Origin of the sequence: Variovorax sp. VaC1, from assembly GCF_043658315.1 — a bacterium.
Lineage (GTDB): Bacteria > Pseudomonadota > Gammaproteobacteria > Burkholderiales > Burkholderiaceae_C > Variovorax.
In genome coordinates this window covers 226259-245867 of sequence record NZ_JBIGLT010000006.1, presented here as the reverse complement: position 1 = coordinate 245867, position 19609 = coordinate 226259, and the positions used below count along the sequence as shown (strand labels likewise).

Below are 19609 nucleotides of genomic sequence, written 5' to 3'. Positions count from 1 at the left end.
ATCTGCATACACCGCGACCGCGCCGGATGCTAGAGACTCGCCGCTGTCATGAAAAGACAATAATTGGGCGTCAAAGATAACTTTTGGTTTTCATGAAGCCCAACCAGCTGCACGCCTTCGTGGCGGTGATCGAGCAGATGAGCATCCGCGCCGCCGCGCGCGTCCTGGGCATTTCGCAGCCGGCCGTGACCAAGATCGTGCGCGAGCTGGAGCGCGAAGTGGGGGCGCCGCTGGTCGAGCGCAGCGTCAAGGGCGTGCGGCTCACCGAGTTCGGCAGGGCCTTCGCGCCCCGGGCTCGGCTGCTGCTGGCCGACATGCAGCGCGCACGCGACGAGATCGCGCAGATCCGCAACGGCGCCACCGGTTCCATCTCGCTGGCGGTGAGCGCATCGTTCGCGCTGACCGTGCTGCCCGCCGCGTTCAAGGACTTCCACACGCGCTTGCCCGCGGTCGACGTGCAGTTCAGCGAAGCGGTGCTGCCGTGGATGCTGGCGCGGCTGCGCGACGGCTACCTGGACTTCGCGGTCGCGCACGTGGTGCCGGGCCGGCTCGACCCGCAGTTCGAGACCATCGAGCTGTTCCCTGTGCAACTGGTGGTGGGCCTGCGCGAGCGCCATCCGCTGCGCGCGAGCCGCTCGCTGATGGACCTGTACGAAGGCGAATGGATCCTGCCGGGCGACGACCACGGCCAGCGCGGCGGCGATGCGGTGGCGCCGCTGTTCATGCCGCTGGGCCTGCCGCCGCCGGCGCGCGTCATCCAGGGGCAGTCGGTTACTGTCGCGCTCGGGCTGGTCGGGCACATGGACCTGATCGGGTTGTTCGTCGAGCCGCTGGTCAAGCTCGCCTTCAAGCGCCACGGCATCCGCCGCGTGGAGATCGAAGAGGCGCTGCCGACGCTGAACGTGTGCGTCATCAAGCGCAAGGGCCAACTGCTGACGCCGGCGGCGCAGCACTTCGTGGAATGCGTGCAGCGTGCGTCGGCGGCTGCGATGGCCGCGAAGGCGGGCTAAGCCGAAGGGCGCGACTCAGGCCGGAGGAAAGTCGACGCCGCGTTCGCCGCCTTGCCAGGGCGCGTACTTGTGCATGGCGCGTGCGAACAGCGCCGAGGCCGTCCAGTCCGACAACCAGGCGTGCAGATGCGGCCAGGGCTGTGCATCGAACCATGCCGGCTCGACCATCGCGAACTGGCGCACGAAGGGCATGACGGCGGCGTCGGCCAGCGTGGCGTGCGCGCCCGCCAGGTGGGCCGAGGTCGAGAGCCTGGCTTCGAGATCGCGAAGGAACTGCGCACCCTGCTCGCGGGCGGCGCTGCCCACGTTCGTATCAGTGAACCGGCCGGGGTACTTGTAGCGATCGAGCAGGGGTTTGAACCCGTCGTCGCATGCGGCCACCAGCGCCAGCATGTCGCCGAGCGTGCCCTTATCGGGCTGCAGCCAATGGTGCGGGTCGCTGCGCTGCAGGGCCCAGCGCATCACGTCCAGGCTTTGTTCGAGCAGCGTGCCGTCGGCCATCACCAGCACGGGCACCGTGCCCTTGGGCGAGGCGGCCAGCATTTCGGCGGGCTTGTTCTTCAGCACGACTTCGCGCAGTTCGCAGGGCTGGCCGCTCGCGACCAGCGCGAGCCGGGCCCGCATCGCATAGGGGCAGCGGCGGAACGAATAAAGAACGGGGAGGGCGGTGGCGGACATGCGTGCGTGCGGGCGAAGCAGCCGATTTTCAGCGACGGCCGGCGGCTCGCGCCGGCACGGGGTTTTCATCACAATCGGCAGCCATGGCCGAACGCCTCTTCCTTCGCCTCGACGACGACCCGCTGCACGGGCCGGAATCGGGCGTGCCCGCCGGCACACTGCGCGCATTGCCGGTAGGGGCCGCGTTGCGGGCGCACGTATCGCACATCCTGCTGTACCGCGAGACCTTCGCCGAAGGCCACGAGATGCGCGAGCGCGTGCTGCCCGATGGCGCGGTGCGGCTGATCTTCAACTTCGGCGACGCACCGTCCGCGGACGAAGGCGAGGGGCACGCAGTGGAAGCCATCGGCGCATCGACCGCCCCGGTGGTGGTGCGCATGCGCCGGCGGGTGGAAGGGCTCTCCGTCACGTTGCGCCCCGGTGCCGCCGCAGCCTTGCTGGGCGTGCCGGCCGGTGAAATTGGTGGCACGGCCGTGCATCTCGATGCGCTGTGGCATGGCGAAGGCGCCGAGCTGCTGGAACGCATGGCCGAGGCGCCGGACGATGCAGCGCGCGGTGTGTTGCTGCACGCTGCCTTGCGACGCCGGCTGCTCGACGGCGATGTCGCGCGCGGCTCCGCTGCCACCGCGATGCATGCGGCACGGCTCATCGCCGCATCGGGCGGGCGCAAGTCCGTGCGCGACGTGGCTGCCGCTGTCGGCGTGGGCGAGCGGCGCCTGCAGCAGCTCTTTCACGCCCACGTGGGCCTGTCGCCGCGCGCATGGAGCCGGCTCGCAAGGCTGCATGCCTGCCTGCGCGCATTGCGCCTGCAGCCTTCGCCCGCCTGGGCGGACGTGGCGGTCGATGGAGGCTTCTACGACCAGTCGCATCTGGTGAACGAATTCCGGGCGCTCTGCGGTGTCACGCCGACCGAGTTCATGGGGCATGCGGTTTCGGGTTCTTCCAAGACGGCGGCCTGAGGGCGGACTATCTTCGCCGGCTCTCAAGCAGGCAGATCGAAGCAGATCGAAGGAGCAACCCGACATGAAGACAGAAAGCGCCAACCGCCCATTGAAAGACTGCGTGGCCGTGGTGACCGGTGCAAGCCGTGGGGCAGGGCGCGGCATTGCGCTTGAATTGGGCGCCGCCGGCGCCACCGTGTACGTCACCGGGCGCAGCACGCGCGAACAACCCGCGGCCACCTACGGGCAGCTGCTGGCCCTGTCAGACATGCAGGCCGTGCCCGGCAGCATCGACGACACGGCCGACGAAGTCACCCGCATGGGAGGCCGCGGCATCGCCGTGCGATGCGACCACACGCGCGAAGAAGACGTGGCGGCACTCTTCGCCCGCGTGGAGAAAGAAGCGGGCCGGCTCGACCTGCTGGTCAACAACGCATGGGGCGGCCACGAGACCTTCAACGGCGTGTTCGAGGCGCCGTTCTGGGAGCACCCGCTGTCGAACTGGGATTCGATGTTCGACCGTGGCGTGCGCAACCACCTCGTGGCCAGCCGTTGCGCCGCGCCGCTGATGGTGCGCCAGAAGAAGGGGCTGGTGCTCACCACCACCTTCTGGAACCGTGGCCACTACCTGCGCGGCAGCCTCTTCTACGACCTTGCCAAGGCCTCGATGACCCGCCTGGCCTTCGGCATGGCGCAAGACCTGCGGCCGCACAACGTCGCGTCCATCGCCGTGTCGCCGGGCTGGATGCGTACCGAATTCGTGCTGGCCGCCTACAAGACCGACGAGGCGCACTGGCACGAGCACCCGCCGCTGGCGCGCACGGAATCGCCGCGCTACCTGGGGCGCGCGATCGCCGCGCTGGCGGGTGATCCAGAGGTGATGGCCAAGAGCGGCGAGGTGCTGCGCGTGGCCGACCTCGCACGGGAATACGGCTTCACCGACATCGACGGGCGGCAGGTCGAAGCGTTCGAGATGTAGGCGCGGCAGCCGCGCCTCATGCAAAGGCGGTCAACTGGAGCGCGTGCGCGAGCTGCGCGCCGGCCTCGGCCAGCGCACGGTCGTTGTGGATCTCGATGCTGGCCAGGCCTGGCGGCATCCGGAAATCGAGCGCCCGCTGCACCCGCGCTTCGACCATCTCCGCCGACTCGCGCCCTCTGGCCATGAGGCGCTGCCGCAGGGTCTGGACACTGGCCGTGACGTGGACCACCGTCATGTCCGGATAGCGCCGCGCCGCTTCGGGCAGGTAGGCGCGCGACCCGTTGACGATCACGACCTCGCTGCCGCGTCGCGGTGGCAGCTCGGCATGGCGCACGCCGTAGCACAGGCCATTGGCCGCCCAGTCGAGCCCGAAGGCGCCGGCTTCGCGCAGGTGCAGAAAGCCGCGCATGTCGACGCTGTCGTGCTGCTCGCCATCGGCCGTGGCGGCGCGCGTGATCGTGCGGCGTGCAAAGGCGACCGGAGCGTCGGGTGCCAGTTGCGCCTTGAGCCACGCGAGCAGGCTGTCCTTGCCCGCGCCCGAGGGGCCGGCGACGTACACGAGCCGCCCGGTCACCGGCCCAGCTCCATCTGCGCCAGGCACATGAAGTCGGCGCCTGGCGTGGGTTCGGCGAAGAGGCTGACGGCTTCGAAGCGCAAGGGCGGCGACGCCAGCAGCGGTGCGAAATGCCGCCGCGCCGCCGCGCGCAGGGCGTCGACCATGGCGGGCTCGGTGTCGCGCAGCGCGCCCGTCAGCGACATGTGAAAGCGGAAGCGCTCCAGCACGAAGGGGTAGCCCCATCGCACCAGCAGCGCGTCTTCTTCGGGTGTGAGGCCGGCCGCGCGGCGGCGCTGCAGTTCGCTGGGCGACAGCGGTTCGGCAAAGGCATGCAGCCCCGTCACGCAGGCACCGGCCACCGCCTGCAGCGCGGGGCTCGGCCGCGCGGGCACCAGTGCCAGGAAGTCGTCGAGCAGCGCGACTTCGAGCGCAGGCATGGTGAACGGCTCCCAGGCCTGGCAGAGCGTTTGCAGTCCGTCGCGCAAAGTCGCTTCCTCGATGTGCGGCCACGGTGTGAAGGGCGCCGTGAGCGTGGCGTGCCATCCGTAGCGCCGTGGCGCGGCCGTCGCCTTGCGTTGCAGGTCGACCGGCAGTCTGTCGAAGACCGGCTGCGGCCTTGCTTCGCCGCTGGCCGCGCAGCGGCCGAGCCAGTCGCTGCCGGCCTTCCACCACGCGCTGTCGATGGCGGGCGCGAAGTACGCGGCGTAGCGGTGTGCCTTGCGATGCAGTGGAAGCGAGTGGGCGTGGCGCTCAGTCATCGTGTTTCACCGTCAGCGTGGTGCGGTCGCCGGCGAACCAGGTGCGCGCGTATTCGATCGGCACATCGGCCGTGTCCACGTTCACGCTCTCGACGAAGAGCACCGGCCGGCCGACCGGCTGTCGCAATTGCGCGGCCACCGGCGACTCGGGCATCTGCGCGGTGATGCGGCTTTCGCGCCGCGTGTAGTCGTCCACGCCGTGGGCCGCGAAGCCGGCGGTGATGGAGCCGGTCTCGCGCACCACGGCCTCCAGCCCTGCAAAGCGCGGCAGCGGAAAGAAGCGCTCGCTGAAGTGCAGCGGCTGGCCTTCGGCGTCACCGATCACGTTCAGGCACAGCAGTGTGCTGCGCGCCGGCACGCCGAGTGCGCGGGCCTGTGCGGCAGTGGCGCGCACGGTGCTCGATGCCACCACATGCAGCGCACCGCGCAACCCCGCCTGCGCCAGCCGCTGATGGTGGCGCGGGCGCTTGCCCAGTGCGATGTCGACCGCGAACTCCTCGACGTAGGTGCCGCTGCCTTGCGTCGCGCGCAACAGGCCCTGGCTGATGAGGTCGGCCAGCGAGCGCCGGATGGTGTGGCGATTGACGCCGAACTGCTCGGCCAGCGCGTGTTCGGAGGGCAGGCGCTGCCCCGGCGGATAGACGCCGCGCGCGATGGCGTCGGCGAGATCGGCGGCGATGCGGGTCCAGAAACTGTCGCGCGCCGGGCGTTCGGAGCGTGCGGGAAGCGATGCGGGAGAACTTGTTGTGCTTGTCATGAAGTCGTCTTGTGCGCTCTCTAAGCTCGCGCCGGTTGTTCAATTTGTCTATACAACTTTCAGAATATCACTTTCATGTTTCATGCTTTTGACACGGAACCCGCAGAGCGCCCGCTCGACCGTGCGCAGTGGATGGCGACGCTGGCGCGGGCACCGCTCGACATGCTCGAACCCGCGCTGGGCGCGCATGCGCAGCGTGCGCCGCATTGGCTGCGCCCGCCCGAAACGGGGCTGGTGATGGTGCAGGGCCGCGCCGGCGGCACGGGCGAGCGATTCAACGTGGGCGAGGTCACGGTCACGCGTTGCGCATTGCGTCTGGGCGATGTGAGCGATGCCGTCGGCGTTGCCTACGTGCTGGGCCGCTCGCACCGCCACGCACAACTGGCGGCCGTGGCCGATGCACTGCTGCAAGACCCGGCGCAGCAGGCCACGCTGAACACGCAACTGCTGGTGCCGGTGCGCCGCCACCTCGCGCTGCAGCGTGCCAAGGGCCACGCCCGTGCGCAGAGCAGCAGGGTCGAGTTCTTCACCGTTGCACGCGAAGCCGGTGGCGCCGATGAAGAGGAGGGCGACGAATGAACGCGCACGATCTGTCGAAACTCGGCGCCGGCTTTTCCGATGCGGCACTGGGCAGCCAGTCGGTGTTTCGCGCGGCGCTGCAGGCGCTGTCGCACCCCGGCCGCGTGATCGCGCTGCCGCACGACGCGCAGACGCCGTCGCGTGGCCATGCCGCATCCGCCGCGCTGCTGCTGGCGCTGCTCGATCCCGATTGCACGCTCTGGCTTTCGCCTTCGCTGGCGGGCAGCGATGCCGCTGCCTGGCTGCGCTTTCACACCGGCTGCGTGCTGGTCGACGCGCCGGAGAACGCGCAGTTCGCATGGGTTGCACAGGGCGATGCATGCCCGCCGCTCGGCAGCTTCGCCCATGGCAGCGACGCCTACCCCGACCAGTCGGCCACTTGCGTGCTCGACGTGGCCGCATTGACCGAAGGCGGCACGGCCGGGTGGACGCTGCGCGGCCCCGGCATCCAGCACAGCACGCGGATCGAGGTCGATGGTTTGCCGCATCCCGGCGCCTCCGACTTCACCGCGCAATGGGCGGCCAACCACGCCGGTTTCCCACGCGGCATCGACCTGTTCCTGGCCGCGCCGCAGCAGATCGTCGGCTTGCCGCGCACCACGCGCATCGAAGCGCACGTCGAAGAACAGGGGGCTTGAGATGTACGTTGCCGTCAAGGGCGGTGAAGCCGCCATCCTCAGCAGCTACGAACTGCTGGCCGAACAACGCCGCGGCGACGCGGGCACGCCCGAGCTGTCGGTGTCGCAGATCCGCGGGCAGCTCAAGCTCGCGGTCGATCGCGTGATGACCGAAGGCTCGGTGTACGACCCCGAGCTGGCCGCGCTTGCCATCAAGCAGGCGTCGGGCGACATGGTCGAAGCCATCTTCCTGCTGCGCGCCTACCGCGCCACGCTGCCGCGCCTGGGCACCAGCGTTGCGCTCGACACCGCGCGCATGCAGCTCGACCGCCGCATCTCTGCCACCTTCAAGGACCTGCCGGGCGGGCAGGTGCTGGGCGCGACCTACGACTACACGCAGCGCCTGCTCGACTTCACGCTGCTGGCGAATGCCCAGCCGTCGCAGCAGGCCGAAGCGCGCGAAGGCGCGGCCGCACCCACCGTCACGCCGCGCGTGGTCGACCTGCTGAACCACGAAGGCCTGATCGAAACCCACGAGGTGCCGCCCGGCGACCCGGCACCCGTGGACCTCACGCGCACGCCGCTGCGTTTTCCGGCCGACCGCGCCACGCGCCTGCAGAACCTGGTGCGTGGCGACGAAGGCTTTCTGCTGGCCATGGCCTATTCGACGCAGCGCGGCTACTCGCACAGCCATCCCTTCGTCGGCGAGATCCGCGTGGGCACCGTCGAGCTGGAACTGGCGCCCGAAGAGCTGCCCTTCACCATCTCCATCGGCGACATGGAGCTCACCGAATGCGAAATGGTGAACCAGTTCGCCGGCAGCAAGACCGAGCCGCCGCAGTTCACGCGCGGCTACGGCCTGGCCTTCGGGCACAGCGAACGCAAGGCCATGGCGATGAGCCTGGTCGACCGCGCGCTGCGTGCCGAAGAACTGGGCGAGCCGGTTGAAGCGCCCGCGCAGATGCAGGAGTTCGTGCTCTCGCACAGCGACAGCCTCGAAGCCTCGGGCTTCGTGCAGCACCTGAAGCTGCCGCACTACGTCGACTTCCAGTCCGAACTCGAACTGGTGCGAAAGATGCGCGCGACCTCCGGCAAGAACGAGGAAGCCACGGGAGAACAGCCATGACCACCGCCATCAGCTACAACTTTGCCTACCTCGACGAGCGCACCAAGCGCATGATCCGCCGCGCCATCCTGAAGGCGGTGGCCATTCCCGGCTACCAGGTGCCCTTCGGTTCGCGCGAGATGCCGTTGCCCTATGGCTGGGGCACCGGCGGCATCCAGGTCACGGCCGCCGTGATCGGGCCGAAGGACGTGCTCAAGGTCATCGACCAGGGCTCGGACGACACCGTCAACGCGGTCAACATCCGCCGCTTCTTCCAGCGCACCACGGGCGTGGAAACCACCACGCGCACCACCGATGCCACCCTGATCCAGACGCGCCACCGCATCCCCGAAACGCCGCTGGCCGAAGGGCAGGTGCTGGTCTACCAGGTGCCGGTGCCCGAGCCGATGCAGCGCCTGGAGCCGCGCGAGACCACCACGCGCACGCTGCACGCGCTGGCCGAGTACGGCCTGATGCACGTGAAGCTGTACGAGGACATCGCGCGCTACGGCCACATCGCCACCACCTACGACTACCCGGTGCTGGTCAACGGCCGCTATGTGATGTCGCCGTCGCCGATCCCGAAGTTCGACAACCCCAAGCTGCACATGAACCCCGCGCTGCAGCTCTTCGGCGCCGGCCGCGAAAAGCGCATCTACGCGCTGCCGCCGTACACGCCGGTCGAAAGCCTCGGCTTCGAAGACCACCCGTTCGAGGTGCAGCGCTGGGACGAACCCTGCGCGCTGTGCGGCGCGACCGACAGCTTTCTCGACGAAATCATCACCGACGACCGGGGCTCGCGCATGCATGTGTGCTCGGACTCCGACTACTGCCAGTCGCGCCAGCAGGCATCGACCGAACAGGCCGCGCCTGAAGAACAACAGGTCCCCGCATGAACGCCGCACTTTCCCATCCTCCCCTGCTGCGCGTGCGCGGCATCGGCAAGCGCTACGGCGACCGCGTGGCGCTGCACGACGCGTCTTTCGATCTCTGGCCCGGCGAGGTGCTGGCGGTGGTCGGCGAGTCGGGCTCCGGCAAGTCGACCTTGCTCAACGCGATTGCCGCACGCGACAAGCCCGATGCGGGCAGCGTCGAGTTCCAGGTGCGCGGCGGCGGGCTGCAGGACGTCTTCGCGATGACCGAGGCCCAGCAGCGCCTGCTGGCCCGCACCGACTGGGGCTTCGTGCACCAGAACCCGGCCGATGGCCTGCGCATGGACGTGTCGGCCGGTGCCAACGTCGGCGAACGGCTCATGGGCCTGGGCGAGCGCCACTACGGCCGCCTGCGCGCCGCCGCCGCCGAATGGCTGCAGCGCGTGGAGATCGATCCGCAGCGCATCGACGACGCGCCCCGCACCTTCTCGGGCGGCATGCGCCAGCGCCTGCAGATCGCGCGCAACCTCGTGACGCAGCCGCGCCTGATGTTCATGGACGAGCCCACCTCGGGCCTCGACGTGTCGGTGCAGGCGCGCCTGCTCGACCTGCTGCGCCAGCTCACGCGGGAGATGCAGCTGGCCGCCATCGTGGTCACGCACGACCTGGCCGTGGCGCGGCTGCTCGCGCACCGCATGGTCGTGATGCAGCACGGCCGCGTGGTCGAGTCGGGCCTTACCGACCAGGTGCTGGACGACCCGCAGCACGCCTACACCCAACTGCTCGTTTCTTCGGTACTGACCCCATGACGACCCCTTTGCTTTGCATCCAGGGCGTGGCCAAGCGCTTCACGCTGCACCACCAGAACCAGCTCGAGCTGTCGGTGTTCGATCAGGTCGAGCTGAGCGTGTCCGCCGGCGAATGCGTGGTGCTCGACGGTGCCTCGGGCCTGGGCAAGAGCACGCTGCTCAAGCTCATCTACGCCAACTACCGCGCGAGCGAAGGCCGCATCACCGTGCAGTCGCAAGACGGCCCGGTCGACGTGACGCAGGTCACGCCGCGCGAGCTGGTGCGCCTGCGCCGCGACACCCTCGGCTACGTGAGCCAGTTCCTGCGCGTGATTCCGCGCGTGCCGGCGCTCGACGTGGTGGCCGAGCCGCTGGCCGAAGACGCCGGTGACGACCCCGCCGGCATCGAGGCCGCGCGCGAAGAGGCGCGCCGCTGGCTCACGCGCCTGCGCATCCCCGAGCGCCTGTGGCACCTGCCGCCCGCCACCTTTTCGGGCGGCGAGCAGCAGCGCATCAACATCGCCCGCAACATGATCAAGCCGAAGCCGCTGCTGTTGCTGGACGAACCCACCGCATCGCTGGACGCGGCCAACACCGACACGGTCATCGCGCTGATCCGCGAGGCCACGGCGCGCGGCGCCGCCACGGTCGGGATCTTTCACGATGCCGAGGTGGGCGCGGCGGTGGCCACGCGCCGCGTCAACGTCGGCGAATTCAGGAGCCAGTCATGAGCGCGGGCATGGTGTTCTCGAACGCACGCATGGTGCTGCCGAGCGAGGTGGTGTCGGGGTCGCTGTCGGTGGTTGGTGGCCGCATCGACGCCATTCACGGTGGCCCGAGCGCCGAAGGCACGATCGACCTGGACGGCGACTACCTGCTGCCCGGCCTGGTGGAGATCCACACCGACAACTTCGAGCGCCACCTGATGCCACGGCCCAAGGTGCACTGGAACCCGTTGCCCGCGCTGCTGGCGCACGACGCCGAAGTGGCCGCCGCAGGCATCACCACGGTGTTCGATGCGCTCGGCGTGGGCGAGGCCGACCCCGAGAGCCTGCGCGGCAGCACCTGGGGCTCGACGCTGTCGATGCTCGACGCCTGCGCCGCGCAGGACGTGCTGCGCGCCGACCATCACCTGCACGTGCGCTGCGAGCTGCCCGCGCCCAACACCATCGAGCTGTTCGAGCCCTTTCGCGGGCACGCACGCGTGTCGCTGATCTCGCTGATGGACCACACGCCGGGCCAGCGGCAGTGGGAGAACATCGAGCTGGCGCGCGTCTACTACACCGGCAAGAAGGGCTGGAGCGACAGCAAGTTCGAGCTGCGCGTGGCCGAGTCGGGCAGGCTGCAGACCGAGTACGCGCAGCCGCATCGCCGGCACTTCGTCGACTACTGCCGCACGCATGGCATTGCGCTCGCAAGCCACGACGACACCACGGTGGCGCATGTGGAGCAGGCCCACGCCGAGGGCGCGAGCATGTCGGAGTTTCCGACCACGATGGCGGCCGCGCGCGCGGCGCGTGCCCACGGCCTGGCGAATGTGATGGGCGGGCCGAACGTGATGCGCGGCGGCTCGCATTCGGGCAACGTGGCGGCGGCCGACCTGGCGCGCGACGGGCTGCTCGACATCCTCTCATCCGACTACGTGCCGAGCAGCCTGCTGGGCGCGGCGATGCGGCTGGTGGACGACGGGCTCGCCACGCTGCCGCAGGCCGTGACCATGGTGACGCGCACGCCGGCACGCGCCGCGCGGCTCCACGACCGCGGCGCGCTCGCGCCCGGCCTGCGCGCGGACCTGGTGCAGGTGCGCATGTGCACCTTGTCCGATGGCGCGCGGCATCCGCTGGTGCGCGGCGTGTGGCGCGAGGGGCGTCGCGTCATCTGATCTGAAATCCGCGTGACATGCGGGCGTCGCGGAAGTGTCGCCGCCGCGTCATACCGGTTGGCGAGACTGCATTTGTCTAGACGACTTGAGGCCCAGCCACATGAACACTCTCCTTCACATCCGCCAGCTCAACAAGCACTTCGCCAACGGGCGGCATGCATTGCGCGACATCAACCTCGACGTGGCGCGCGGCGAGATGGTGGCGCTGATCGGCGCCTCGGGCTCGGGCAAGTCGACGCTGCTGCGGCACATCGCGGGGCTGGTGGCGGCCGATGGCGCGACGCAGTCGCTGGTGGAAATCGACGGGCGTTGCGTGCAGCAGGGCGGCCGCATCCACCGCGACATCCGCCAGGTGCGCTCGCAGGTCGGCTTCGTGTTCCAGCAGTTCAATCTCGTCGCGCGGCTGCCGGTGCTGGTCAATGTGCTGGTGGGCTCGCTGCACCGCATGCCGTGGTGGCGCAGCTGGATGCGGATCTTCAATGCGCAGGAGCGCGCACTGGCCCTCGATGCGCTGGCGCGCGTGGGCATTGCCGATTGCCATGCGCAGCGCGCGTCCACGCTGTCGGGCGGCCAGCAGCAGCGCGCCGCCATCGCGCGCACGCTGGTGCAGGGCGCCAAGGTGGTGCTGGCCGACGAGCCGATCGCATCGCTGGACCCGGAATCGTCGCGCAAGGTCATGGAGATCCTGGCGCGCATCAATCGCGAAGACGGCTGCACCGTGGTCGTGTCGCTGCACCAGGTCGACATCGCCATGAAGTACTGCCCGCGCGTGGTGGCGCTGAACCAGGGCCAGGTGGTGTTCGACGGGCCTTCGTCCGCGCTCACGCCTGAGCTGCTGCATGCGCTGTATGGCGTGCAGGCCGAAGAGCTTCTGCGGCCGGCGGGGCCGACGGGGCCTGTTGCAGCTGAGGGCGCGAGCGTGCACGTGCTGCCGCAGCCCGCCGTGGTGTCCTGGGCGACGCGCCCGGCAAAGGCCGCCTGAACCGCACGCGTCTTTACGACGTTTCCTTCCTCTTTTTTCCTTCCCCTTTTTGGAGTCATCCATGATCAAGAAACTCTGCGCAGCCATGGTCCTCGGCCTGGGCATGGTCGGCGCGTTCGCGCAGGACATCAACTTCGGCATCATCTCGACAGAGGCGACGCAGAACCTCAAGGGCGACTGGCAGCCGCTGATCGACGACATGAGCCGGCAGACCGGCCTGAAGGTCACGGCCTTCTTTGCACCCGACTACGCCGGCATCATCGAAGCCATGCGCTTCAATAAGGTGCAGCTCGGCTGGTTCGGCAACAAGTCGGCCATGGAAGCCGTGGACCGCGCCAGCGGCGAAGTGTTTGCGCAGATGGTCAATGCCGACGGCACGCAGGGCTACTACTCGCACCTGATCGTCAACCGCGAAAGCCCGCTCAACACACTCGACGACGTGCTGAAGAACGCCAAGAGCCTGAGCTTCGGCAACGGCGACCCGAACTCCACCTCGGGCTACCTCGTGCCCGGCTTCTACGTCTTTGCGCAGAACAAGGTCGATGCCAAGACCGCGTTCAAGGTCACGCGCAGCGCCAACCACGAAACCAACGCGCTGGCAGTGGCCAACAAGCAGGTCGACGTGGCGACCAACAACAGCGAGAACCTGGAGAAGGTCAAGGAGCGCTTTCCGGAGAAGTTCAAGGACATCAAGATCGTCTGGACCTCGCCGCTGATCCCGCTCGACCCGCTGGTCATGCGCAAGGACCTGCCCGAAGCCACCAAGACGAAGCTGAAGAACTTCTTTTTCAACTACGCCAAGACCGATGCGCGCGAGAAAGAGATCGTCATGAAGATCTCCAAGCTCTCGGGCTTCAAGGAGTCGAGCGACAAGCAACTGGTGCCGATTCGCCAGCTCGACCTGTTCGGCCAGCGCACCAAGATCGAAGCAGACACCGTGCTGAGCGACGCCGACAAGAAGACGCGCCTGGCCGACATCGACAAGAAGCTGGCCGCGCTGAACTGAGCGCACGCCGCAGCAGCACCACCGACCGAACGCCATGCCCTCGGCGATTCCGATGACCCGCCCGCCGCTTGCCACCGCGGTTCCCAAGCGCAACCTGGCGTGGCAGCTTTCGTGGGCGGTGCTGCTGGTGCTGCTGCTCGCCTCGTGGAAGGGGGCCGACATGCGGCCGCTCGACCTGATCCGGGACAGCGGCAACATGGCGACCTACGCCGCCGAGTTCTTTCCGCCCAACTTCACGCAGTGGCGCATGTACCTGCAGGAGATGGTGGTCACGCTGCAGATCGCGCTGTGGGGCACGGCGCTGGCGGTGCTGACGGCGGTGCCGCTGGCGTTGTTGGCCTCGGCCAACATCGTGCCGTGGTGGGTCTACCAGCCGATGCGCCGGCTGATGGACAGCTGCCGGGCCATCAACGAGATGGTGTTCGCGATGCTGTTCGTGGTGGCCGTGGGCCTGGGGCCCTTCGCCGGCGTGCTGGCGCTCTGGGTGCACACGACGGGCGTGCTGGCCAAGCTCTTTGCCGAAGCGGTGGAGGCGATCGATCCGCAGCCGGTCGAGGGCATCCGCTCCACTGGCGCGAGCGCGCTGCACGAGATCGTGTACGGCGTGCTGCCGCAGGTGATGCCGCTGTGGATCTCGTATGCGCTGTACCGTTTCGAGTCGAACGTGCGCTCGGCGTCGGTGGTGGGCATGGTGGGCGCGGGCGGCATAGGCGTGGTGCTGTGGGAGATCATTCGCGGCTTCCAGTACGCCGAAACCTGCGCGGTGATGATCATCATCGTGGTGAGCGTGAGCGCCATCGACCTGGTGTCGGCGCGCATCCGCAAGGTGCTGGTCTAGGCGCGCGGCATGGCTCTGACCCTCAATGACATCGCACAGCTGCTGGCCGGACCTGGCCAGCAGCAATACGGCCGCGAAGCCGTGAGCCAGCTCGACCACGCGCTGCAGTGCGCGGCGCTGGCGGAAGAAGCGGGCGAGAGCACCGAGACCGTGGTGGCGGCGCTGCTGCACGACCTCGGCCATCTGCTCGCGCCCGAGAACGCGCAGGAAGAAACCGCGACGCCACGGGCGCGCGACGACCTGCACCAGTACATCGCGCTGCCTTTCCTGCACGGGGTGTTTCCGCCCGGCGTGCTGGCGCCGATCCGCCTGCATGTGGATGCGAAGCGCTGCCTGTGCACGCTCGATGCGGGTTACTTGGCCACGCTGTCGCCGGCTTCGCAACACAGCCTCGAGCTGCAGGGCGGGCGCCATACGCAGGAAGAAGCCGAGGCTTTCATGCGCCTGCCGTTCGCCGAAGAGTCGCTGCGCGTGCGCCGCTACGACGACCTGGCCAAGGTGAAGGGCAGGGTGACGCCGCCGCTGGCGCACTATCTGCAGAAGATGGCGCAGGTCGCGCTGTAGGTGCGGCAGATGAGCCGCAGTGCGCCGTCGCGCGCGCCGAAGTAGCGCCGCAAGGCACATCAGGCATCACGGAAAGATACTGCGCAAGCACGACACCGCGAAAACCCGCGGCCCGGAAACAATGCCCTCGCCCTTGTGCGAACCCGCTCCAGGGCATGCGTGTTCAACTCCGGAAAGTCCATGACGCTCCCGCGTCGCTTGTATGAGAGATCTTGTGTTCCAGTTCGTCGGTGTGGTTCTTCTGGCCGACTTCATCAGTGGTCTCGTGCATTGGGCGGAAGACGCCTACGTCCGCAAGGAAACGCCCGTGGTGGGCAAATGGATCGGCGAGGCCAACATCGAGCACCACGTGCGGCCCCGGGCCTTCGTGCTGCGCGGCTGGTGGGCCAGTTCGTGGGACCTGGTGCTCACCGGTGCGCTGGTGCTGATGGGGGCCTGGTGGCTCAAGGCGCTGACCTGGAAGGTGTGGCTCTTCACGGCAGTGAGCATCAATGCGAACCAGGTCCACAAGTGGGCGCACCGCGCGCCGCACGAAAACGGCCGGTTGATCACGATGCTGCAAAAACTCAGGCTGCTGCAGACGCAGCGCCACCATGCGCAGCACCACGCGGGGCAGAAGAACTCGCACTACTGCTCGATCACCAACTTTCTCAACCCGTTGCTGGAAGAAATCAATTTCTGGAAGGGCGTGGAGTACGTGATCGAAAAGACGCTGGGCTGCAAGCGCAAGCCCGACATTTCCGTGAAGGCGATTGCGCGGGCCGCCTGAGGCTGAAAAGGGGAGATCCGGGCCGGTTGTTCGGACTGAAATGCAACATGGTTGCGATGATTCATATAATGCAATACTGTTGCATATATGGAGTTCGCCACGATGACCGCCCGTCTCCCCGTTACAGTGCTGTCCGGTTTTCTCGGCGCCGGCAAGACCACGCTGCTGAACCACATCCTCCACAACCGGGAGGGGCGCCGCGTGGCGGTGATCGTCAACGACATGAGCGAGGTCAACATCGACGCCGCGCTGGTGCGCGACGGTGGCGCCGAGCTGTCGCGCACCGACGAGAAGCTGGTCGAGATGAGCAACGGCTGCATCTGCTGTACCTTGCGCGAAGACCTGCTGATCGAGGTCGGGCGGCTCGCCAAGGAAGGGCGCTTCGACCAGTTGGTGATCGAGTCCACCGGCATTTCGGAGCCGCTTCCGGTGGCCGAGACCTTCACCTTCGCCGGTGAAGACGGCAAGAGCCTGGCCGACGTGGCCCGGCTCGACACCATGGTGACGGTGGTCGACGCCTTCAATTTCCTGCGCGACTACGGCTCGGCCGACAGCCTGGGGGCACGCGGCCAGTCGCTCGGCGACGAGGACACGCGCACGGTAGTCGACCTCTTGATCGAGCAGGTCGAGTTCTGCGACGTGCTGGTGGTCAACAAGACCGACCTGGTGACGCTCGAAGAGCGCGAGCGCCTGATGGCGATCCTGCACAGCCTGAACCCGCGTGCCCGCATCGAGGTGTCGGAGTTCGGCCGCGTGGCGCTCGACCGCGTGCTCGACACCGGCCTGTTCGATTTCGAGCAGGCCGAGCAGGCGCCGGGCTGGCTGGCCGAAATGCGCGGCGAGCACGCACCCGAGAGCGAAACCTACGGCATCCGCAGCTTTGTCTACCGCTCGCGGCTGCCGTTCCACCCGACGCGCTTCTGGAAGCTGGTGCAAACCGAATGGGAGGGCGTGGTGCGCTCCAAGGGCTTCTTCTGGCTTGCCAGCCGCGCCACGCGGGCGGGCTCATGGTCGCAGGCCGGTGGCGCCTGCCGTTATGGCGCGGCGGGCTTCTGGTGGGCGGCGGTGCCGCGCGAACACTGGCCGACCGACCCCGAGGCGCTCGAGATGATCCGCAAGAACTGGGACCCGGCCACCGGCGACGCCCGGCAGGAGCTGGTGCTGATCGGCATCGGCATGGACGAAGCCGACCTTCGCGCGAAATTCGATGCCTGCCTGCTCACTGAAAACGAAATGCGCTTCGGAGCTTCGTGGTGGCAGAACTTTTCGGACCCCTTCCCGTCCTGGAACGCATAGGCCGCTACCTGTGCGCGAAGCCCGAGGGCCCGAGTGCCTATCGGGCGCAGTCGCCGCAGGTGCCGTGCAGCGTCAGCGCCGTGTGACGGGTGTCGATGCCCTGCTTGCGCAGCGCCTTCCCCAGCCGGCCCATCACCTTGGGCAGTTCGGGGTCCGAAGGCAGCGCCAGCACCTTGTGGCACTGGTCGCATTCGAAGGTGTTGCCCGAGGCGGCTTCCACGTGGCGAGAGAAGCGGTTGACCCGGTCGAGGCCCACGCGGCGGTCGCACAGGCCGGCTTCGACCAGCCGGTCGAGCACGCGGTAGATGGTCACCCGGTCGGGCGCCTCGCCGGCGGCGGCGGTGTAGGCGGCGGCCACTTCCTCGTGCGTCAGGGGCTGGGAGTTGTGTTCGAGCAGTTCGAGCACCGTCTGGGCGGCGCGTGTCACGCGCAGGCCGCTGTCGCGCAACAGGGATTCGCTGTCGAATGCAGCGGCGGCGAGCGGGGGCTTCGGGTGCGGGTTCGTGGTCTTCATGCGAAACGACATTGTGTTGCATCCCCGGGCCTGTTGTGCAAATCCGCGAAAAATCGCCCGCCTGCCATGCCAGATAATCGCCCGCATCGAGATCACCGGGCGGCACGGACAGCATGGACACAGAGCGGGGCGGCGACGTACTCAGCCACGTGCTTGCGACGTACAAGTCCGAGCGGGCGGTCACGGCCCGCTTTTCGCTGACCGCTCCCTGGGCGCTGCACTCGACCGGGGTCGATGGCCCGCTGATCCGCATGTGCACCGGCGCGCCGTACTGGATCGCGGTGGACGGTGCCGAGCCGGTGGTCATTGCGCCGCACGACATCGCGATGCTGCCGCAGGGCAGCGCCCACACGGTGTCGTCCGCGCCGGGGCTTGAAGCCGAACCCTTTCGCGACCTGATCGCGGCCCATTTGGTCGGCCGGCACGGCGACCACCCGATCGTGTTTTCGCATGGCGGCGGTGGCCCGGCGACCGAGCTGTTCTCGCTGCACCTCTGGATGCCGGCGGAAGGCCTGGGCTCCATCATCGGCAGCCTGCCGCCGCTGATCGTGCTGCGGCAGGCGCAGATTGCCACCACCGCATCGCTCGCGCAGACCATGGAGTCCCTGGTGAACGCGACCATTGCGCAGCGGCCGGGCTGGCAACTGTCGGCGGCGCGCATGGCCGACCTGCTGCTGGTGCACATCCTCTGCGAGCACCTCTATGCCCAGCCCCAGGATCGGCAGGCGCAGCAGACCGGCCGGCTGCGCGGGCTGGACGACGAGAGCATCGCCCGCGCGATGTCGCTGATGCACGAGCGGCCGGGGCATCCGTGGTCGGTGGCGACGCTGGCGCAGGCCAGCTACCTTTCGCGCACCATCTTCAGCGAGCGCTTCCGTGCGCTGGTGGGCGTGACGCCCATGCATTACCTGGGCTCCTGGCGCATGACGCTGGCGGCCGAGAAGCTCAAGAACCGGCAACTGAGCCTGCACCAGGTGGCCGAGGCCGTGGGCTATGCATCAGAAAAGGCGTTCTCGCGCGCCTTCCAGCGCTGGACCGGCATGACGCCCAGCGCCTACGCCCGCCAGCACGGCGGGCCCGCGTCCGGCTGATTCGGGCCCGGCCTGTCGCGCCGGACGAATGGTGCCCAAATCCGGCGTGCCGGAGGTTGAGCCGCCTGCAGGTGCACCGAACAATCGGCGCATGCCCATCCAACGCCAAAGAGTCATTCCCGAAGTCCGCAACCCGGCGCTCGAAAATTCCCTCGTGAAGCCGATCGCGACCGGCGACAACCAGCAGCGCGAAGCCACGGTGAAGAACACCGACGGCGAGCCGCTGCTGCAGTTCGAGGGCCGCAGCAACCCTTACCTGGAGCACCAGCGCAACGACCTGCTGCTGAGCATCCAGCACATGCGCAGCGAAGGCCACGACGAGATGGTCTTCATGTGCATCACGCATTGCAAGGAACTGACCTTCAAGGCGCTGCACTACGAGCTGGTGAACATGCAGATGCGCATCCGCGTCGACGACGTGGCCGGTGCGCTGCAGCTGGTGCCGCGGGTGCGCGCGCTGCTGGAGTTTCTGGGCAAGACCTGGGACGTGCTCTCGACCATCACGCCGCACGAGTTCAACCAGTTCCGCAACACGCTGGGCATTGCCTCGGGCCAGCAGTCGTACATGTACCGGCATGTGGAGTTCGTGCTGGGCAACAAGTCGGTGCCGCTGGCACGCGCGCATGCGAACAACCCCGACGTGTGGCCCTACATGGAAAAGGCGCTGAACTCGCCGAGCCTGTACGACGACGTGCTCGCGCTGCTGCACCGCCGCGACATCGCGGTGCCGCCCGAGGCGTTGTCGCGCGACTGGTCGGCGCCCTATGTGGTGAACCCGGGCGTCGAGGCCGCGTGGCTGTGGGTGTACGGCGACCCGACGCCGGAGAACGATCTCTACCGGCTCGGCGAGGCGCTGATGGACATTGCCGACGTGTTCTCGCAATACCGCTGGCGGCACTTCGTGTCGGTCGAGCGCATCCTCGGCTTCAAGCCGGGCACGGGCGGCTCGGCCGGCGTGGGGTGGCTGCGCAGCGTGGTCGATCACCGGTTCTTTCCCGAGCTGTGGTCTGTTCGCACGCAACTCTGA

At 68.3% G+C, this 19609-nt stretch carries 23 protein-coding genes; 18 read left to right on the top strand and 5 right to left on the bottom strand.

The features are described from left to right. Positions 1-92 precede the first annotated feature (92 nt). Complete coding sequence (locus tag ACGLHS_RS24060) at positions 93-1010, top strand: LysR substrate-binding domain-containing protein (RefSeq protein WP_093239457.1); 918 nt, start codon at positions 93-95, stop codon at positions 1008-1010. A 15-nt stretch (positions 1011-1025) separates the two neighbouring features. Here the strand turns inward: ACGLHS_RS24060 and ACGLHS_RS24055 are convergent, their stop codons facing one another. After that, a complete protein-coding gene (locus ACGLHS_RS24055) occupies positions 1026-1688 on the bottom strand; it encodes a glutathione S-transferase (protein WP_394483878.1) in 663 nt (220 codons plus the stop codon). 83 nt (positions 1689-1771) lie between these two features. Here ACGLHS_RS24055 and ACGLHS_RS24050 point away from each other — a divergent pair, with 83 nt between their 5' ends. Together ACGLHS_RS24050 and ACGLHS_RS24045 are read left to right on the top strand one after the other, a co-directional pair. Further along, positions 1772-2647, top strand: a complete 876-nt coding sequence (locus tag ACGLHS_RS24050) for a helix-turn-helix domain-containing protein (protein ID WP_394483876.1) — start codon at positions 1772-1774, stop codon at positions 2645-2647. 64 nt (positions 2648-2711) lie between these two features. Next, positions 2712-3608, top strand: coding sequence for an SDR family oxidoreductase (locus ACGLHS_RS24045; protein ID WP_394483874.1), 897 nt, complete (start codon positions 2712-2714; stop codon positions 3606-3608). A 16-nt stretch (positions 3609-3624) separates the two neighbouring features. On the opposite strand, the gene phnN is transcribed toward ACGLHS_RS24045, so the two are convergent. The 3 genes from phnN to phnF are packed head-to-tail and all read right to left on the bottom strand — an operon-like array spanning position 3625 to position 5679. Further along, positions 3625-4182 carry a phosphonate metabolism protein/1,5-bisphosphokinase (PRPP-forming) PhnN gene (gene phnN / locus ACGLHS_RS24040; RefSeq protein ID WP_394483872.1) on the bottom strand — a complete coding sequence of 186 codons (558 nt, stop codon included), beginning with the start codon at positions 4180-4182 and terminating at the stop codon, positions 3625-3627. Continuing rightward, on the bottom strand, positions 4179-4922 hold the full coding sequence (locus tag ACGLHS_RS24035) for a DUF1045 domain-containing protein (protein ID WP_394483870.1): 744 nt from the start codon (positions 4920-4922) through the stop codon (positions 4179-4181). Before ACGLHS_RS24035 ends, phnN begins: the two co-directional genes overlap by 4 nt. Then, positions 4915-5679 (bottom strand): phosphonate metabolism transcriptional regulator PhnF, encoded by a 765-nt coding sequence (phnF, locus tag ACGLHS_RS24030; protein WP_394483868.1) that lies wholly within the window; start codon positions 5677-5679, stop codon positions 4915-4917. Before phnF ends, ACGLHS_RS24035 begins: the two co-directional genes overlap by 8 nt. A 75-nt stretch (positions 5680-5754) precedes the next feature. Here phnF and phnG point away from each other — a divergent pair, with 75 nt between their 5' ends. The 13 genes from phnG (at position 5755) to zigA (ending at position 16977) form a co-directional block, all read left to right on the top strand. Next, positions 5755-6258 carry a phosphonate C-P lyase system protein PhnG gene (phnG, locus tag ACGLHS_RS24025; RefSeq protein WP_394483867.1) on the top strand — a complete coding sequence of 168 codons (504 nt, stop codon included), beginning with the start codon at positions 5755-5757 and terminating at the stop codon, positions 6256-6258. Then, complete coding sequence (phnH, locus tag ACGLHS_RS24020; RefSeq protein WP_394483866.1) at positions 6255-6896, top strand: phosphonate C-P lyase system protein PhnH; 642 nt, start codon at positions 6255-6257, stop codon at positions 6894-6896. Before phnG ends, phnH begins: the two co-directional genes overlap by 4 nt. A 1-nt stretch (position 6897) precedes the next feature. Next, a complete protein-coding gene (locus tag ACGLHS_RS24015) occupies positions 6898-8001 on the top strand; it encodes a carbon-phosphorus lyase complex subunit PhnI (RefSeq protein ID WP_394483864.1) in 1104 nt (367 codons plus the stop codon). Then, entirely contained in the window at positions 7998-8876 is an 879-nt protein-coding gene (locus tag ACGLHS_RS24010; protein ID WP_394483862.1) for an alpha-D-ribose 1-methylphosphonate 5-phosphate C-P-lyase PhnJ, read from the top strand. The genes ACGLHS_RS24015 and ACGLHS_RS24010 overlap by 4 nt, the downstream gene beginning before the upstream one ends. After that, on the top strand, positions 8873-9661 hold the full coding sequence (gene phnK, locus ACGLHS_RS24005; protein WP_394483860.1) for a phosphonate C-P lyase system protein PhnK: 789 nt from the start codon (positions 8873-8875) through the stop codon (positions 9659-9661). The genes ACGLHS_RS24010 and phnK overlap by 4 nt, the downstream gene beginning before the upstream one ends. After that, positions 9658-10371 (top strand): phosphonate C-P lyase system protein PhnL, encoded by a 714-nt coding sequence (phnL, locus tag ACGLHS_RS24000; protein WP_394483858.1) that lies wholly within the window; start codon positions 9658-9660, stop codon positions 10369-10371. The genes phnK and phnL overlap by 4 nt, the downstream gene beginning before the upstream one ends. Further along, complete coding sequence (locus ACGLHS_RS23995; protein ID WP_394483856.1) at positions 10368-11522, top strand: alpha-D-ribose 1-methylphosphonate 5-triphosphate diphosphatase; 1155 nt, start codon at positions 10368-10370, stop codon at positions 11520-11522. Before phnL ends, ACGLHS_RS23995 begins: the two co-directional genes overlap by 4 nt. Before the next feature lie 100 nt (positions 11523-11622). Then, positions 11623-12504 (top strand): phosphonate ABC transporter ATP-binding protein, encoded by an 882-nt coding sequence (phnC, locus tag ACGLHS_RS23990; RefSeq protein ID WP_093239073.1) that lies wholly within the window; start codon positions 11623-11625, stop codon positions 12502-12504. Between the two features lie 61 nt (positions 12505-12565). Continuing rightward, on the top strand, positions 12566-13510 hold the full coding sequence (gene phnD, locus ACGLHS_RS23985; protein ID WP_394483854.1) for a phosphonate ABC transporter substrate-binding protein: 945 nt from the start codon (positions 12566-12568) through the stop codon (positions 13508-13510). Between the two features lie 34 nt (positions 13511-13544). Then, entirely contained in the window at positions 13545-14348 is an 804-nt protein-coding gene (gene phnE / locus ACGLHS_RS23980; RefSeq protein WP_394483852.1) for a phosphonate ABC transporter, permease protein PhnE, read from the top strand. A gap of 9 nt (positions 14349-14357) precedes the next feature. Further along, positions 14358-14912, top strand: coding sequence for a phosphonate degradation HD-domain oxygenase (locus ACGLHS_RS23975; RefSeq protein ID WP_394483850.1), 555 nt, complete (start codon positions 14358-14360; stop codon positions 14910-14912). 202 nt (positions 14913-15114) lie between these two features. Then, positions 15115-15681 carry a fatty acid desaturase CarF family protein gene (locus ACGLHS_RS23970; protein WP_093239079.1) on the top strand — a complete coding sequence of 189 codons (567 nt, stop codon included), beginning with the start codon at positions 15115-15117 and terminating at the stop codon, positions 15679-15681. A gap of 102 nt (positions 15682-15783) precedes the next feature. Next, positions 15784-16977, top strand: a complete 1194-nt coding sequence (gene zigA / locus ACGLHS_RS23965) for a zinc metallochaperone GTPase ZigA (RefSeq protein ID WP_394483848.1) — start codon at positions 15784-15786, stop codon at positions 16975-16977. A gap of 37 nt (positions 16978-17014) precedes the next feature. Here the strand turns inward: zigA and ACGLHS_RS23960 are convergent, their stop codons facing one another. Beyond that, positions 17015-17491, bottom strand: a complete 477-nt coding sequence (locus tag ACGLHS_RS23960; RefSeq protein WP_394483846.1) for a Fur family transcriptional regulator — start codon at positions 17489-17491, stop codon at positions 17015-17017. Positions 17492-17604: 113 nt separating this feature from the next. On the opposite strand from ACGLHS_RS23960, the gene ACGLHS_RS23955 reads away from it, so the two are divergent. After that, positions 17605-18582 carry an AraC family transcriptional regulator gene (locus ACGLHS_RS23955; protein WP_394483844.1) on the top strand — a complete coding sequence of 326 codons (978 nt, stop codon included), beginning with the start codon at positions 17605-17607 and terminating at the stop codon, positions 18580-18582. Positions 18583-18673: 91 nt separating this feature from the next. Continuing rightward, a complete protein-coding gene (locus ACGLHS_RS23950) occupies positions 18674-19609 on the top strand; it encodes a tryptophan 2,3-dioxygenase (protein WP_394483842.1) in 936 nt (311 codons plus the stop codon).